This is a genomic window from Gilliamella sp. LMG 34362, assembly GCF_984569125.1.
On record NZ_OZ474902.1, the window covers coordinates 2,322,616 to 2,339,131 of the forward strand.

The 16,516-nt window shown below is 32.9% G+C and carries 16 protein-coding genes; 5 read left to right on the forward strand and 11 right to left on the reverse strand.

All coding sequences use genetic code 11. From position 1 onward, the window contains the following. Nucleotides 1–6: 6 nt before the first annotated feature. Genes lptB through lptC form a run of 3 tightly spaced genes read right to left on the reverse strand, consistent with a single transcriptional unit; the run spans nt 7 to nt 1,857 of the window. Nucleotides 7–732: an LPS export ABC transporter ATP-binding protein gene (lptB, locus tag AC5LWZ_RS10595; protein WP_110447227.1), complete on the reverse strand. Its 726-nt coding sequence runs from the start codon at nt 730–732 to the stop codon at nt 7–9. Then, nucleotides 733–1,287, reverse strand: a complete 555-nt coding sequence (lptA, locus tag AC5LWZ_RS10600; protein ID WP_493463669.1) for a lipopolysaccharide transport periplasmic protein LptA — start codon at nt 1,285–1,287, stop codon at nt 733–735. Between the two features lie 3 nt (nt 1,288–1,290). Then, complete coding sequence (gene lptC, locus AC5LWZ_RS10605; protein ID WP_493463670.1) at nt 1,291–1,857, reverse strand: LPS export ABC transporter periplasmic protein LptC; 567 nt, start codon at nt 1,855–1,857, stop codon at nt 1,291–1,293. 415 nt (nt 1,858–2,272) lie between these two features. Here lptC and AC5LWZ_RS10610 point away from each other — a divergent pair, with 415 nt between their 5' ends. Continuing rightward, nucleotides 2,273–2,866 carry a CHAP domain-containing protein gene (locus AC5LWZ_RS10610; protein WP_493463671.1) on the forward strand — a complete coding sequence of 198 codons (594 nt, stop codon included), beginning with the start codon at nt 2,273–2,275 and terminating at the stop codon, nt 2,864–2,866. A 98-nt stretch (nt 2,867–2,964) separates the two neighbouring features. Here AC5LWZ_RS10610 and yccX read toward each other — a convergent pair whose 3' ends face one another. The 5 genes from yccX to manD form a co-directional block, all read right to left on the reverse strand. Continuing rightward, a complete protein-coding gene (gene yccX, locus AC5LWZ_RS10615) occupies nt 2,965–3,243 on the reverse strand; it encodes an acylphosphatase (RefSeq protein ID WP_294883868.1) in 279 nt (92 codons plus the stop codon). A gap of 83 nt (nt 3,244–3,326) precedes the next feature. Then, complete coding sequence (locus AC5LWZ_RS10620; RefSeq protein WP_493463672.1) at nt 3,327–4,010, reverse strand: GntR family transcriptional regulator; 684 nt, start codon at nt 4,008–4,010, stop codon at nt 3,327–3,329. 158 nt (nt 4,011–4,168) lie between these two features. Then, nucleotides 4,169–5,677: a mannitol dehydrogenase family protein gene (locus AC5LWZ_RS10625; RefSeq protein ID WP_493463673.1), complete on the reverse strand. Its 1,509-nt coding sequence runs from the start codon at nt 5,675–5,677 to the stop codon at nt 4,169–4,171. A gap of 51 nt (nt 5,678–5,728) precedes the next feature. Continuing rightward, entirely contained in the window at nt 5,729–7,057 is a 1,329-nt protein-coding gene (locus AC5LWZ_RS10630; protein WP_493463674.1) for an MFS transporter, read from the reverse strand. Between the two features lie 22 nt (nt 7,058–7,079). Then, entirely contained in the window at nt 7,080–8,294 is a 1,215-nt protein-coding gene (gene manD / locus AC5LWZ_RS10635; RefSeq protein WP_493463675.1) for a D-mannonate dehydratase ManD, read from the reverse strand. Between the two features lie 301 nt (nt 8,295–8,595). Here manD and AC5LWZ_RS10640 point away from each other — a divergent pair, with 301 nt between their 5' ends. Together AC5LWZ_RS10640 and pabB are read left to right on the forward strand one after the other, a co-directional pair. Beyond that, on the forward strand, nt 8,596–9,168 hold the full coding sequence (locus AC5LWZ_RS10640; RefSeq protein ID WP_110447219.1) for an anthranilate synthase component II: 573 nt from the start codon (nt 8,596–8,598) through the stop codon (nt 9,166–9,168). Nucleotide 9,169: 1 nt separating this feature from the next. Beyond that, nucleotides 9,170–10,909, forward strand: coding sequence for an aminodeoxychorismate synthase component I (gene pabB, locus AC5LWZ_RS10645; RefSeq protein ID WP_493463676.1), 1,740 nt, complete (start codon nt 9,170–9,172; stop codon nt 10,907–10,909). Nucleotides 10,910–10,970: 61 nt separating this feature from the next. Here pabB and AC5LWZ_RS10650 read toward each other — a convergent pair whose 3' ends face one another. From AC5LWZ_RS10650 to AC5LWZ_RS10660, 3 genes are read right to left on the reverse strand one after another with little or no spacing between them, the layout of a single operon-like run. Next, entirely contained in the window at nt 10,971–11,555 is a 585-nt protein-coding gene (locus AC5LWZ_RS10650; RefSeq protein WP_198220896.1) for a PqiC family protein, read from the reverse strand. After that, nucleotides 11,555–13,192: an intermembrane transport protein PqiB gene (gene pqiB, locus AC5LWZ_RS10655; RefSeq protein WP_493463677.1), complete on the reverse strand. Its 1,638-nt coding sequence runs from the start codon at nt 13,190–13,192 to the stop codon at nt 11,555–11,557. The genes AC5LWZ_RS10650 and pqiB overlap by 1 nt, the downstream gene beginning before the upstream one ends. A 15-nt stretch (nt 13,193–13,207) precedes the next feature. Further along, nucleotides 13,208–14,455 (reverse strand): PqiA/YebS family transporter subunit, encoded by a 1,248-nt coding sequence (locus AC5LWZ_RS10660; RefSeq protein ID WP_110447215.1) that lies wholly within the window; start codon nt 14,453–14,455, stop codon nt 13,208–13,210. A gap of 433 nt (nt 14,456–14,888) precedes the next feature. Between AC5LWZ_RS10660 and recA the strand changes: the two genes are divergently transcribed. Beyond that, a complete protein-coding gene (recA, locus tag AC5LWZ_RS10665) occupies nt 14,889–15,935 on the forward strand; it encodes a recombinase RecA (protein ID WP_110447214.1) in 1,047 nt (348 codons plus the stop codon). A 38-nt stretch (nt 15,936–15,973) separates the two neighbouring features. Further along, nucleotides 15,974–16,435, forward strand: coding sequence for a regulatory protein RecX (locus tag AC5LWZ_RS10670; RefSeq protein WP_493463678.1), 462 nt, complete (start codon nt 15,974–15,976; stop codon nt 16,433–16,435). Nucleotides 16,436–16,516 lie beyond the last annotated feature (81 nt).

Consider the following 16,516-nt stretch of genomic DNA (forward strand, 5'->3'; position numbering starts at 1 on the left):
CATAATCTATAATCTAAATTCATGTCCTAAATAAACACGTTTAACATAGTCATTATTTAATATACTATCTGGTGTACCTTCAGCAATTAAATGTCCCTTATTCACTATATAGGCTCGTTCACAAACATCAAGTGTTTCACGAACATTATGATCGGTAATCAGTACGCCTAAACCACGATCACGTAGGTGTTTAATAATATTTTTAATATCAATTACCGAAATGGGATCTACACCCGCAAATGGTTCATCGAGTAAAATGAATTTAGGATTTGCCGCCAATGCCCTAGCTATCTCAACTCGTCGCCGTTCTCCTCCGGATAATGATTGGCCAATATTGTCTCGGATATGGGTAATATGAAATTCTTCGAGTAACTCTTCTGCTCGATTAATCTTTTCATTTTTATCAATATCATTGCGAGTTTCTAAAATAGCCATAATATTATCAATAACAGAAAGTTTCCTAAATATTGATGCCTCTTGAGGCAAATACCCTATTCCTTTTTGCGCTCTCTCATGTAATGGCAAAATACTGATATCATGATCATCAAGGTAAATTTTTCCGGCATTTAAAGTCACAATACCAACCACCATATAAAAAGTGGTAGTTTTACCAGCACCGTTAGGGCCAAGTAAACCAACTATTTCACCAGAGTTTACGGTTAAACTAACATCTTCAACAACTCGTCGTTTTTTATAAACTTTAGCAAGATTTTCCGCTTTTAAAATTGCCATTTATTTATTCATCTCTTTTACTTGACTTGGAATGATAGTACTTTTCACTCGGCCTTTTTTACCTGGTTGTGCAACTATTTGCTGTTTTTTCACATCATAAGTAATAATTGAGCTACTTATATGGTTATCTTGTTGAAATAACACTGCATTACCTTGTAATACTATATTATTTTCTTTAACATTATAGATAACCTGTTGTGAATGACCGGTCACAATTTTATTATTTTGTGGAAGAATTTGTTTATATTTTACCGGTTTACCATATGCAGTTATTTTTTGTTTACTTGTATCTTGCATATCTGTAATCACCACTTTATCTGCCCATATTGTCAAACCTTCTTGGATAATCTGGACATTACCATTAAAAGTAATAATATTTTTTTCAATATCTATTTGCTGATTATCTGCATCAACTGTGATGGGTTTATTATCGGCAAACATTTTTTGATTTTGTGAGGCAGATGGCGTAACAACATTAGGGTCATCAGCAAAACAAGCAAATGATGCGCATAGCATAAAAAATAATGGAAAAAATGTTTGTTTTTTTGATCTCATTTTTTATTGAGCCTCACTATTATAAAAAGTTTTTATATTTTCAAGTATATTAGCCGTTTTTTCGCGCAAATTACCAATTAATCCCAAACCTGTTGAGAAAAAACCAACTCCTCTAATTTTTACCGGATCTTTAGACGTTACAATTTGCGTTGTTAAATCAACTACTGCATCATCGGTTAGTACTTGCTGTAACTGAGAATCAGGTGTTAAATTAGTTAATGTCACATCTTGATACAGATAAATTAGTTTATCTTTTGTCAAAGTCGCCCGTTTTGCTTGAATATGCCATGTAGCAGCATGCTCCTGATCATAAAGTGTAACATTAGGTAAATCAAAATCAGTATTTTCATTATTATCAAAATGTTTTACTTTGCCTGATTCAATTTTATATACCATATTACCGGACAAATCATAAACATTAGTAACCATATCATCACTTTGATAAATTGGCGTTTCAGGCTGATTTGCATTTGATGGCGTGCTCAACACATCATCATTTTTTTGATAACTATAATAAACACCAACTATCAAAATAAGAAGTAATAGACAGATTAAATTTTTTTTATTCATAGTTTACGTTAATTACCTGAATAAGATTAATCAATAACGTAGGCACACCATTATGACAAATCATCTAAATATTAATTTATTTTACTTTATTTTTTATTAAATTAATATCTGACATTGCAAGAAGTTAAATGACATTCTGATAATAATTCAGATACATTAATATTAATACCATAAATACCTCAAAATATACCAATAAATATATTTTAATGTATTTGATAATAGATTAATAATAATTGTCATCTATTTGAATTTAAATAAAATATTACGTTCTTCATTGATTGATTAATTATTTACTATAATATATCTATTAATATATAAAATTTTTAGTAATATAGATCTATTATGCTTAATTTTTAAGTCTGAAAATTAGCTATAATCATTTAATAATGATTAAAAATATCATTAGGAAATCAATATGTTATTTAGATTAAAAAACAGTCTCTATTTATTAACTTTTTTATTAATGCTGGAAGCAGCTAGTTTTTATCATTATGCTTATGCTGATTTAAATGTTAATGAGAGTAAAATTGGCACAATTGTCGACGAATTCAATGGAGTTAAAGTTTACTATAATGGCAATATAAATCATGTCAGTAGTCGCAATGTAACTAAAGATGGTTATAATTTAGGTCTTAAATATCAATGTGTTGAATTTATTAAACGTTACTATTATGAACGTTTCAATCACAAAATGCCGGATAGTTATGGCCATGCAAAAGATTTTTTCGATGATTCTATTCCTGATGGCAAAATGAATACCAGACGTAATCTACTTCAGTTCCATAATGGATCAACCACCAAACCTAAAGTAGAAGATATTATTGTTTTAGGCTGGTCTCAATATGGCCATGTTGCTATTATCAGTAAAGTTAGCGACAATGAGATCGAAATTGTTCAGCAAAATCCAGGCCCTAACGCAAGCAGTCGGGTGACTTTTCCGTTAATTTATAAAGATGGATTATGGAAAATAGAAGGTTATCGTGTTTTCGGATATTTGCGTAAACGTTAAACAATTAATTAAATAATGGTTTATAAATAATAAACCTTTCAATGTTAACTTTGTTTAACAATAGGCTATTATTATAAAATACCTTATTAGGTATAAAATTAATATTTGATATTAAAAGCATTTAATTGTTTTTCAGGAATCAATTCTGTAACATTTATCGCTGTTATACGGGCTGAAGCTGGCCCACCCTGTTCAAACCATTGTATTAATTTAGCAATTGATATGCTATCCCCTTGTATTAGTATTTCTACATCACCATTATCTAAATTTTTAACATAACCAACTAAACCTAGTTTGGTCGCTTGTTGATAAGTAAAGAAGCGAAAACCAACACCCTGTACACGACCACACACTCGAATTTTAACTTGTCGTATCATAATAGAAAGTTTCAGTTATTATTTATAATGATTAATCTCATTATAAATATTTTTTCTTAACTTAATCTTATTATTTACCTAAGCTAATCAACAAACCAATCATTACGTTGTTGTGACACTATATTTATGGTTTGTAGAATAGTAGATAAATGTTCATGCAGCGCCAATGCCGCCATTTCCGGATCATGTTTTTTTAGTGCCATAACGATTTTTTTGTGTTGCTTTACTAAGTCTTCTGGTGGAGAAATATCTTCTAAGGTGAGATATCGAACTCTGTCCATCATTGCTTTGATATTTTCGACCGTTTCCCAAGCCATTGGACAATCGATAACATTCATTATAATTTGGTGAAATTCGTCATCTTTTTCCAAAAAAGAACGAATATCTTTTCGCTTATTGGCATCTATTTGTTCGGCAAGATTTTTATCCAATAATACCAGATCGGATTCGGTAATTTCTTGTGCTACTCGTTTAATAATTGCACACTCAACGGCTTCACGGATAAATTGCCCATCAACCACTTTTTTAATGGAGATTTTTGTTACAAATGTGCCTCGCTGTGGCAAAATTTTAACTAACCCGGCTTCGGCTAACTTGATAAATGCTTCACGAACTGGCTGACGTGATACATTGAATTGACTTGAAATCTCTTTTTCAGAAAGTAAAACTCCCGGTAACACCTGACAAGTAATAATCGCTCTTCTTAATGCACGATAAACTTGCTGATTAACCGGCTCAGAAATATTTAATTCAATAAGTTTAAACATATACCATTTTTATGTAATAAAATTAAATTACAATAAATAGTAGGTGATTTTTAAATATAAGAAAAGTTTTTTTAAAAAATACTATATATTTTAAATAACTAGAAATATGATTATAGAAGGTGTAATGACTAAAATAAGCTATTACACCTTAGTTATTATCAATTATTGTTAGTTGCATTTATAGTACTAAAAAGTTCAGTTAAATTTTTAACTGTCTGTTTAGCACCTAAATCTCGCAATGCTAGGTAAGCATTTGTTACCTTATCGACAAAAAGTTGATTATGCGGTAAGTCACTACCAAACACATGAGTTAAAGACAATAAAGCTTTTACTCTATTTTCATCATCGGCACTATTTGCGACAAGCTCGTTTATTTGCATAATTGAAGGATCACTTACCTCAATAGATTTACCCGCATCATCAACCCCACTAACGTAGCGCATCCAAGCAGCAACACCTAAAGCAAGACAATCAAATGCAGTATTATTAGCTACATGATAACGAATTGAATCAAGCATTCGTTGAGGTAGCTTCAATGTTCCATCCATTGCAATTTGCCATGTACGATGTTTTAAACCGGTATTTCGATAACGATCAAGTAATGAATCAGCATAAGCAGAAAGATCAACATCTTTAACTCGCAACGTTGTTGCTTGTTCATTTAGCATTAAATGTCTAGCAGCTGTAACATAATTATTATCCTGCATACATTCATCTATATGTAAATAACCGGCTAGATAGCCTAAATATGCAAAAAAAGAATGGCTACCATTTAACATGCGTAACTTCATTTCTTCATATGGCAATACATCATTAACTAATTCTGCACCTGCTTTTTGCCATTGGGGGCGCCCTGCCACAAAATTATCTTCAATAACCCATTGCCTAAATGGTTCACCAGCAATACCAGCAGGGTCATCAATACCACCTAGTTGTTTGTTTATTTTTACCATAGTTTCTGGCGTTGCAGCTGGTACGATTCGGTCAACCATTGTAGATGGAAATGTAACATTATCATTGATCCATTGGGCTAAATCAGGATCTCGCTGTTTAGCCAATGCTAAAACAACATTACGTGTAACATGCCCATTTTCAGGCATATTATCACAAGACATCACCGTAAATGGTTTTAATCCTTGTTCTTTACGTAAACGTAATGCCTCAACAATGACGCCCGGAACAGATTTGGGTGCATAAGGATAAGAAATATCATGACTAATTAATGGATTATTAGTATCTATGGATGCTGTCGAAGGTAGATAGCAATAGCCTTTCTCAGTTACGGTTATCGATACAATCGCAATTTCAGGACGAGTCATCACCGCTAAGACTTTTTGTATTCCATCAATATCTGCATGTAATGCTTCTTTTGCAATACCAACAACGCGGGTATTCCAATTATCATAAGACATTTCACAAACACTAAATAAGCAATCTTGTTGTTTTAAATCTTGAATTTGAGCTTCACCACCAATCAAGTTAACTTCACAGTATCCCCAATCGCTATCATGCTGTGTAGCTAGTATATCCGTATAAACAGCTTGATGAGCACGATGAAAAGCGCCAAAACCGAGATGAACAATTTTGGTTTTAATTTTGCTTCTATCATAAGTTGGAACAACTACCCCCTTAGGTAGTTGTGATAAAGTTTGATTTGATAATCTCATAAAAGTCTCTAATTAATAATTAATTAAACAATAATCATTTATTTTGTAGTTTTATTTTCCTACCCATTGCTGATATTCTTTTTTAATTTTATTAGGTGCTGTTTCAGGCAATAACGCAATACCGATAACAGATAAAATACCTAATGTACCAACATACAAGGCTAATCCAGAATAATGTCCACTACACATTTGTAAAATCTTAACTGCACAAAGCCCTAAAATACCACTTCCAATTAATGAACCAACCTGCCATATCAACGCTATACCACTACAACGAATTGCTGTCGGAAATAATTCTGGGAAGAATGATGCTTGTGGTGCATAACACATAGCATGTCCTATAGGTAAGACAATTATCATTGCTAACTGAATTAACATATAATTTTGTGTATTGACCATTAAGAAAAATGGAACTATAAAAATTACTTGCAGAAGAGCGCCAAGTATATAGACTCTCTTTCTTCCCCATTTATCCGATAAAGCACCCATTAACGGGATAGTAAAAATCTCGATGACTACAGCAACAATTATTGCATCTAATACATAACTTTTATTAAATTGATTTACATTTACATAGGCTAAAACAATCACTGTAAACATGGCAAATGAACATGCTTCAATTAGTTTTGCGCCAACCCCTTTAGCAACAATCCCCGGATAATTTTTCATAACATCTTTCAACGGCATTGAAGATTCAACAGCTTTAGTTTGTCTAATTTTTTCAAAAACTGGTGATTCGTCAATACGTAATCGGATAAATAATCCCAATATAACTAAAAGTAAACTTAATAAAAATGGTATTCTCCAACCAAAATCAAGCATTTGTTCTTCTGAAAGTAATGATGTTAATAAAGCAAAAAGCGCTGAAGGTAACAAAAAACCAAGTGGTGCACCTATTTGCACCCAACTAGAGAAAAATCCGCGCTTTTCAGGCGGAGAATATTCCGCTGTCATCAACACCGCACCTGCTTGTTCGCCACCAACACCAAATCCTTGCAGAACCCTAATTAAAATTAGAATTACAGGAGCCCACCAACCAATTGATGCATAAGTTGGTAATAAACCAATAACGAATGTTCCTAATCCAACAATTAAAATAGTAATGACTAACGCTTTTTTTCTTCCTACTTTATCGCCCATATGACCAAAAACAATACCGCCAATAGGTCTAGCAAAAAAACCTACTGCATAAGTAGCAAATGCTGCAAGAGTGCTAATAAAAGGATCATTACTAGGAAAGAACAGTTGACCAAAAAAGAGTACTGCTGCCGTTCCATATGCAAAAAAATCATAATATTCTGCAGCAGTTCCAATAGATGATGCAACAGCTACACGCCTTATAATATTCCGTTTTTCTTCCATTGTTTCTAAAGTTGACATATTAATTTCCTTCATTTTTTAATTACCAATTCCACAATGTGCCATCTTCTAGACGAGCAATTGGCAAATAAGCAGGATTGTATGGATATTTTGCTGCAAGTTTTTCATCAAAATCGATTCCTAATCCGGGTTTGTCACTTGGATGCATATAACCATCATTAAAGGTCCAATTAGGCGAGAAAACTTCTAACATCTGTTCGGAATAACCCATAAATTCTTGTACACCAAAGTTAGGTACCCACATATCAAAGTGCAGCGCCGCTGCATGACAAATTGGTGATAAATCAGATGGACCATGCGAACCAGTTCTAACTTGATAAAGAGCCGCAAAATCAGCAATCCGGCGCATATGTGTAATACCACCAGCATGAGTTATCGTGGTTCGAATATAATCAATCAGTTGTTCTTCAATTAATTGTTTACAATCCCAAATGCTATTGAATACTTCACCGACAGCAATTGGTGTTACGGTATGTTGACGAATTAAACGGAAGCACTCTTGATTTTCTGCAGGTGTCGGATCTTCCATCCAAAATAGTCGGTAGTCTTCAATACTTTTGCCAAATCGTGCTGCTTCTATTGGGGTTAAACGATGATGCATGTCATGCAACAGATGTTCATTAAAACCAAATTTATTTCTTACTGCTTCAAATAATTTTGGTGTGAAATCAAGATATTTATCGGTTGCCCAAAATTGCTCTTCAGGATAATTACCTCGAGTAGCCGGCTCATAAGCTAAATTTTTACCTTTACTTTGGCCGTATGTGGTCTTCATTCCTGGTATTCCACACTGAACACGAATGGCTTTAAACCCCATTTCCTTATGTTTGGCATAATCATCCAACGCTTCTTCAATATCTTTACCAGTGGTATGGCAATAGACCATGACACCAGTACGTGAAGCTCCACCTAATAACTGATAAAGTGGCATATTGGCTACTTTACCTTTGATATCCCATAACGCCATATCAATTGCTGATATCGCTGACATGGTCACTGGCCCTCGACGCCAATAAGCACCTTTATAGAAATATTGAAATATATCTTCAATTTGACTAGCATCTCGGCCGATTAACTGTGGACAAAGATGATCTTTGAGATATGATGCGACAGATAATTCTCGTCCGTTGAGTGTCGCATCACCAACTCCATATATGCCTGAATCTGTAGTGATTTTTAATGTGACAAAGTTCCTTCCTGGACTACACACAAAAACCTCTGCTTTTACGATTTTCATTTGATACCTCTGAAAAATGATTAATGAGCAAACTTTAATTCTAATTATACTACCATACAAGTAGATTAGAAAAATTGTGTGATATTGATCACATAAATATTAACTTTATGAGAAATAAGTAATAAAAAACCCCGCTCCTCAAATTTTTGAGGAGCAGGGTTTTTTAAATGTCTAGTATAGTCGTAGATAGTTTTTTTAATAAGTAATTAATTACTTTATATAGCATCGCTTTTTATAATAAAATCACCAGTCACTCGTTAAAACCTCCTTTATTTATAATTATTAAGCATTGGGTACTATTTTGATTCTTCTAATTGATAATTACGATTCTTTTACTTTTAATATCTATGATTACCTTTGCCGTGCAGGAGCCGAAGTTATGGTCATCAAAAATGATGAAAAATCTATTGATGAATTAAAGCGATTATCGTTTTCCAAAATGGTCATTTCTCCGGGGCCGGGAACACCCGATAATGCCGGAATATCGTTATCGGCGATCAATTGCTTTGCTAATCACTGCCCAATACTTGGCATTTGTTTAGGTCATCAAGCGATTGCCCAATATTTTGGTTATAGCATTGTTAAAGCCCCAGTACCAATGCATGGTAAAATTGATGAAATTACACATGATGAGCAAGGCTTATTTGTCGGGATTAAAAATCCACTCTCCGTGGTTAGGTATCATTCTCTAATTGCCCACCCTAATTTGCCATTAAATGAGTCACCTTTAATAGTTACCGCTAAAAATAGACAAGGATTGATTATGGGATTACGACATAAAACACTGCCAATTGAATCGGTACAATTTCACCCAGAGGCAATTAAGACAGAATCTGGTTTAAAAATAATTAGTAACTTTGTTAATGGTAATTAATATGAAAATTTATATCGATTTTGAAGGTGAACGTAAATATTTTTGTGATCCAATCAAAATTATAAAATCAAACGATTATAGAGCTATTAAACTACGCATTGATGAAATCGAAAGCTTCACAAATAAAGGTTATTACGCTTGTGGTTATCTTGCTTATGAAAGTGCTATGGGGTTTAGTGAAAACAATAAAACCAAAGTTATAAAAAGCTCAAATCTTGATTTACCATTACTATTATTTGGTATTTTTGATAAGTATACGAGTGAGACGATTCCAAATTCAGATCACTTTTCACCGCTATCTTTGAACTTATCTTGTGATACTGATATTAACGAATATCAGCAAAAAATTGATTATATTCGCTCGCAAATTGAATTAGGTAATACTTACCAAACCAATTATACCATTCAATTCAGTTCACCATTTAATGGTGATCCTTTAGACTATTATCATTTTCTACAAAAAAATAATCTTGCCAATTATTGTGCCTACATAGAATTTGAAAATTATCATATTTTGTCTATATCTCCTGAACTATTTTTTAAATTAGAGGATAAGACTATTACAACGAAACCAATGAAAGGTACTACCGCCCGAGGATTGACAATACAACAAGATAAACAACAAGTAGAGTTGTTGCAATCAGAAAAAAATCTTGCTGAAAATATGATGATTGTCGATTTATTGCGTAATGATTTGAGCAGAGTTTCAAAACCAGGATCGGTCACCGTCCCACACTTATTTACCGCAGAAAAATACCCAACGGTATGGCAACTAACCTCGACTATTCAAGGAATAGTGAAAGATAATATTAACCTGTATCAACTATTGCAAGCATTGTTTCCATGTGGCTCAATCACTGGGGCTCCTAAAGCAAGTACCATGCAAATTATTAGTAATATTGAAAATTCAGCTCGTGGCGTGTATTGTGGTTCAATTGGTTATATTGACCCTTTTATGAAAAAGGCAGTATTTAATATTCCAATACGTACCTTAACCATTAATAATCAACAATTGAATTATGGTGTTGGTGGAGGTATTACCTGGGATTCAAGTGCCAATGATGAATATAACGAAGTCCTAGCGAAAACAGCTATTTTGCATAGAACGTTGTCTATGCCTGAATATATCATTGAAACCTTATTGCTAGAAAATGGAGAGTTTTTGCTACTTAATGCACATTTAGACAGATTGGACAACTCAACACAATATTTTGATTTTACATGTGATATTCAAACAATCAAACAGACATTAACGAAGCTAGCCAAAAAATATCCATTAGGAAAATATAAAGTTAGACTTCTGCAATCAAAATCAGGACAATCGGAAATAAGCATAGATTTGCTCACTACCTCAATGGTGATTGATAATATAGCTTTTGCGCCTAAAAGTGTCGATAAACATAATGTTTTTCTCTATCATAAAACAACCAATCGACAACATTTTCCTCAATTGACAGTTGGTCAAGAATATATCAATTATAATCAAAATGATGAAATTACCGAGTTTGTTAATGGTAATATCGCCCTATTAATTAATGATAAGTGGATAACGCCTGCCATTACATCAGGACTATTAGCTGGCACTATGCGACAACATTATTTAGATCAGCATAAATTAATTGAGAAAACGATAAACAAAAAAGATATTTTACAGGCCGATAAAATAGCATTTATTAATAGTGTTCGAGGTTGGGTTGAAATTGAAGAGCAGGTATTTAGTGAATTGAAAAAACAGTTATAATAATTTGAAATTAACTATCTATGACATTCCGCCATTATATCGGCGGAATGTTAAACAATAACTAATATTTGATTGAATTCGCAAATTCTAACTCTTCATCTTGCCAGCCTTGCGATAAGGCTTTTACCAGTGCGCTATAGCCATTTTTTGCCAACGGAACACTGCGTTCAATAACTTTAGTCCTAATTTGTCCTTTATTATCTGTCACTACCCAGCGCCCTTTTATCACTGCATCCCCCTTATAACTACCATGGAAACCATCAATAAAAAGCTTAATTGTTAAGGTAGGTGTAGTAATAGATTTGGTTGAGACTAAATAATTAGGTAAAAGTTGAGTTAGATCCTGCGATAATCGATCTGCAAATTGTTGAGACAATGTTGAGGCCCATAAATTATTAGTTGCTGTAACATATTTTATATCTTGTGTTTGTAAAACAATGCCTGATTTATTTAAAAAACTGGCTACTTCAATAGACTCAATCCAAATAAACTTATTGGTCGAGTGAGTCGTCACTGAATCAACATTAACTAAATTACTCGTTAATTGAAAATAATTTTTTCTTTCGGTATTTGATGAACAACCCACCATTACCGCTAATAATGCTATCAATAGTGTAATTTTAAAACATCGAATCGATTTGAACATTATTTATTTCCTCTGGCTTTTGGTTCTTGATCTTTTTTGTTTGGTGAAGAGAAAATCAATGCGTTACTTTTATTATTTAGCGTATGAAGTAAAGGAGTTAATTCATCCATCATTTGCTGAATTTTCTGTAAACTTTCATTCATTTGTGTATTAAGTTGTGAACCCGGTTGTATTCCTTTCATCGCTTCATTTAATGAACGCATAGCTCTTTGTAAATCTTTAGGCATATTTTGCATCTCTTTACTTGCCATAATTTGATTTATGGTATTCATTAAGCGTTGACTCGATTCTAAGGATTTATTAAATTGCTCCATAGTATTGTTAACAGGTAAACTATTAAAATTATCTAATAATTGCAGGATTTTTGCTTGTATTTGTGCAAATCCAGTTGATGTAGTTTCAATCGTATCGTACCCATATTGTTTAGCTAATTTAGTATCATATTTGTCTTTTAACTCTGGATAAAAATCTAAATCAATATAGAGCGCACCGGTAAATATATTTGAAGTTTTTAATGATGCTCTTAGGCCATTTTTTTGTTCATCCTTAATCAAAGCAACAATATCAATCTTATCCTCTACTAATTCAGATAAACGATCTGGCTCGATTCTAATCAATACCGGTACTTTTTGATTGAGAATTGATATATCTTTTAACATTTCCGATGTATAGAACGGTACTTCGCTCACAGTACCTAGTCTTATACCGTGATACTCTACTGGCGCCCCTTCGGTTAAACCTGAGATTGACTCATTAAGCATAATAATAAATTCTTTATACTCGGTATATTGAGAATCTTGAATCGACTTTCTATCTTCATATAATTTATATACATCGTGTTGCTTAGCCGGTTGTCCTAATTTTGCCCCATCAGGTAAATCAAAACTAATACCGCCTGACATTAGGACATCTAAAGAGGGCACATCTAAACTGGCACCACGAGAAGATAACGTTAAATTGATTCCTCCCTCTTTCCAAAATCGTACGTTTTCGGTGACTAATGCATCATAAGGTGTCGTAATAAAAATTTGATACTTCATTTTACGTGCTTCAACATCAAACTGTGACGTTTCAACATTACCAACATGATAGCCGCGAAACATCACTTTAGCACCGCGTGGCACAACACCACTTTGATCGCTATCTAAATTTAAACGAATTCCCTTTATGCTTGGATCTGATAAGGGCGGTGCATCAGATAGAATAAATGGATTATTTTTAAAGCTATGAGTATCATTCCCTGAAACAAGCTCAATATAGACGCCTGATAAAATAGTTCCTAGCCCTGTCACTCCATCACGACCAATTTCAGGTTTAACCACCCAAAATATTGAATCATTTTTCAAAAGCGGATTCATGTCGTTATAGATTCGACCTTTGATTACGACTTGTTTGTAATCATCAGATAATGTCACTTCATCAACAATACCAACATCAACGCTGCGATTTTTTATGACTGTTTTACCAGCTACAATACCACTTGCATCTTTGGCCAATAAGGTAAAAGATGTGCCTCGATCAGCAAAATGGGCATAGATAATCCATAAACCAACAACTGCGGTAACTATGGGAATAATCCATATTGCTGAAATTGCTCTAATTTTAATTATTTTTGCTGATTTATTTGAGCTTGCCATATTATTCCTATTATTTTATTTTCTAGTTGGTACTCGATCCCAAAGCAAACGTGGATCAAATTTTTGGGATGCAATCATTGTAATGATAACGACAGTAGCAAAAAAACTTACCCCTATATCAGGATATACGCCCATCATTTGTTGATTTCTCACTAAAGAACACACTACCGAAACCACAAAGATATCGATCATTGACCATTTACCAATAAATTCAACAGCATTATATAATTTCTTCATTTTTAGACAATTACGTTTTTTCTTATTCTTAACTGCCAAAGCAAAATAACAAAGCCAGCTAAGAGAAATAATTTTTAAAATAGGGATAACTACACTAGCAGCGAAAATGATTAATGCTACCGGCACATCCCCTGCTTGCCACATATAGATAACTCCATCCATAATCGTCGAACTCGATGGTGCACCAAAAACTTCAGTAATCATGATGCCAAATAAATTAGCTGGTATATAAATAATCAGTGAAGTAACTAAAAGTGCAATCGTCCACTGTACTTTATCTCTTCCTCTAAGTTGACTTTTTTGTTTACATCTTGGACATTTAGCATACTCAGCAGGAATAATTGCATGGCAACAGCTGCACAATTTTATATTTTGATAAATTCCCGTTTTACCTACTTCTAATGGTTTTAAAGTAAAATTATTACGATGGATTTCATTCCATATTTTACCGGGTGTAAAAATAACTACTGCTTTGATATAAAAGAAAACAAATAAACAAAATGCCCAAAAGGTCCCTGTAACACCAAGGCTGCCATAACTCATTAATTTAACAAAACTAACTAAAATTCCTGTCAAAAAAATCTCAGGCATACACCAATGCTGAAATTTTTCATAAACAATCAAAAGATCTCTTTTTCGATATTTAGTCAGTTTTATTTTGGAGCAAAGTAATACAATAATAGATAAATTGAGTAATGGAAAAACAAGCACAAATAAAACAAATAATGCGGAAATATAGCTATATCTATCAAAAAAAAGTATTTTGGGTATATCTAAAACACTTACACCATTAACATTACCGACTAAATTAATATCAATAAACACAAACCCACAAGCGACGATAAGCATAATTAATGAACAAAATGCATACATTGCCGCACGAAATTTCATATTGTTCTGATTTTTAAACAATGTCGTAGTACAGCGAGGACAAGTAGCTTTATGTCCAATTGCAACATCTGTTAATCCGATAACCAAATCACAATGGGAACACAATACATAATTTTGATTATCAACAGTCATCATTTTCCTTTATTTGATTGTGTATTAATTAGTAAAGATGTTTTTGATTAGCATAATGTTTATATATAAAAAACTGCCAATATTTGTTAAACGATTATGTTCTGTGGTAATTAATTTAATAAATTAATAATGGCCAAAAAGCTTCTAGATGCCAATCATATCAAATGCTTCTTTTTTATGAAAGTATTACCTAATTAAATTAGCATAATTTGATTATTATCATTTTTCAAATGGCGATTTGAAGATCGTTATTCTAAATAACTCTCAAGATAATGTTTAATTAATTGCATAACGGGATTTAGTAATAAATATTAAGAAAATTTGTGAATAATTTCACATAATTAATCAATTTAATACTGTTTATAAAAAAAACTTGATACTGTATAACAATACAGTATAATGTATCTCATATCCTTACTTATTGGAATTTAATTATATGAATGAAAACAAACAACGAGCACTTTCAGCAGCATTAAGTCAAATCGAAAAACAATTTGGTAAAGGTTCAATAATGCGTTTAGGCGACACACAAACTTTAGATGTGGACGCCGTTTCAACTGGTTCTTTAGGATTAGATATAGCATTGGGTATTGGTGGCTTACCAATGGGCAGAATTGTTGAGATCTTTGGACCTGAATCATCAGGTAAAACAACATTAACATTATCTGTTATTGCACAAGCACAGAAAGAAGGTAAAACCTGTGCATTTATCGATGCTGAGCATGCTTTAGATCCAATCTATGCTGCAAAATTAGGGGTACAAGTTGACGATTTATTAGTTTCACAACCAGACACTGGTGAACAAGCTCTTGAGATTTGTGATGCATTGGTTCGTTCTGGCGCTGTAGATGTAATTATTGTCGACTCTGTCGCAGCATTAACACCAAAAGCGGAAATTGAAGGCGAAATGGGTGATTCTCATATGGGATTACAAGCACGTTTAATGTCTCAAGCATTACGTAAGTTAACCGCTAACATCAAAAATGCGAATTGCCTTGTCGTTTTCATCAACCAAATTCGTATGAAAATTGGTGTTATGTTTGGTAATCCTGAAACAACTACTGGCGGTAACGCATTAAAATTCTATGCTTCAGTGCGTTTAGATATCCGCCGTACTGGTGCAGTAAAAGAAGGAGAAGATGTTATCGGTAGTGATACTCGGGTAAAAGTGGTTAAAAACAAAGTTGCTGCGCCATTTAGACAAGCTGAATTCCAAATTCTTTATGGATGTGGTATCTCAAAAGAAGGTGAATTGATTGATTTGGGTGTTAAACATAAATTAGTTGATAAAGCCGGCGCATGGTATAGCTATAATGGCGAGAAAGTTGGACAAGGTAAAGCTAATTCAATTAAGTTTTTACAAGAACATCCTGAAATTGCTACCGAGCTTGAAACAAAATTACGTGATTTATTATTAAATAGCCCTGCTGTTTTCTCTGCAGAGGACGAAGAATCTACAATAGAAGATGAAAATTTCGAATAATGTCACACAATCTTAATAAATTAATTTTAGCCAAAGCTGTGCAATTACTTGCACAGCGTGATCACTCTTCATATGAACTTACCAGAAAATTAACTTTATTTTTTAGTAAAAAAATAAAATGTGCAGAAGATGATTACCCAGAACAATTAACTCAACTAAAGACACAAATAGAGCATGTCATTAAACATTGTACCCAGAAACATTGGATGGATGATGAGCAATATATTGAAAAATATATATTTATGCGTGCTAATAAAGGGTATGGAAAATATAAAATTAGTTTAGAATTAAAGCAACGAGGTTTATCATCAGATATCAATAAAAAGCTTTTAAGCATAGTTGATATTAATTGGTCTGAGATAGCTTATCAACAATTGTTGAAAAAGTTTAAAGTTATCGATTCTAAAAATAATCAACAAAAACAAAAGGTAGTACAGTTTTTAACCTCCAGAGGTTTTACACAAAATGATATAAAAACTGCGTATAGTTTATTGACTTAAACCATTATAGTCCCTACAATACTAAGCATTATGAATGCCCATTGCGTAAAAAGCTCTCAAGATCTTTTAATTTTATTCCTT

Coding starts and splice junctions, on each gene's coding strand:
- lptB (WP_110447227.1), bottom strand. CDS start 732: ATGGCAATTTTAAAAGCGGAAAATCTTGCTAAAGTTTATAAAAAACGA.
- lptA (WP_493463669.1), bottom strand. CDS start 1,287: ATGAGATCAAAAAAACAAACATTTTTTCCATTATTTTTTATGCTATGC.
- lptC (WP_493463670.1), bottom strand. CDS start 1,857: ATGAATAAAAAAAATTTAATCTGTCTATTACTTCTTATTTTGATAGTT.
- AC5LWZ_RS10610 (WP_493463671.1), top strand. CDS start 2,273: ATGTTATTTAGATTAAAAAACAGTCTCTATTTATTAACTTTTTTATTA.
- yccX (WP_294883868.1), bottom strand. CDS start 3,243: ATGATACGACAAGTTAAAATTCGAGTGTGTGGTCGTGTACAGGGTGTT.
- AC5LWZ_RS10620 (WP_493463672.1), bottom strand. CDS start 4,010: ATGTTTAAACTTATTGAATTAAATATTTCTGAGCCGGTTAATCAGCAA.
- AC5LWZ_RS10625 (WP_493463673.1), bottom strand. CDS start 5,677: ATGAGATTATCAAATCAAACTTTATCACAACTACCTAAGGGGGTAGTT.
- AC5LWZ_RS10630 (WP_493463674.1), bottom strand. CDS start 7,057: ATGTCAACTTTAGAAACAATGGAAGAAAAACGGAATATTATAAGGCGT.
- manD (WP_493463675.1), bottom strand. CDS start 8,294: ATGAAAATCGTAAAAGCAGAGGTTTTTGTGTGTAGTCCAGGAAGGAAC.
- pabB (WP_493463676.1), top strand. CDS start 9,170: ATGAAAATTTATATCGATTTTGAAGGTGAACGTAAATATTTTTGTGAT.
- AC5LWZ_RS10650 (WP_198220896.1), bottom strand. CDS start 11,555: ATGTTCAAATCGATTCGATGTTTTAAAATTACACTATTGATAGCATTA.
- pqiB (WP_493463677.1), bottom strand. CDS start 13,192: ATGGCAAGCTCAAATAAATCAGCAAAAATAATTAAAATTAGAGCAATT.
- AC5LWZ_RS10660 (WP_110447215.1), bottom strand. CDS start 14,455: ATGATGACTGTTGATAATCAAAATTATGTATTGTGTTCCCATTGTGAT.
- recA (WP_110447214.1), top strand. CDS start 14,889: ATGAATGAAAACAAACAACGAGCACTTTCAGCAGCATTAAGTCAAATC.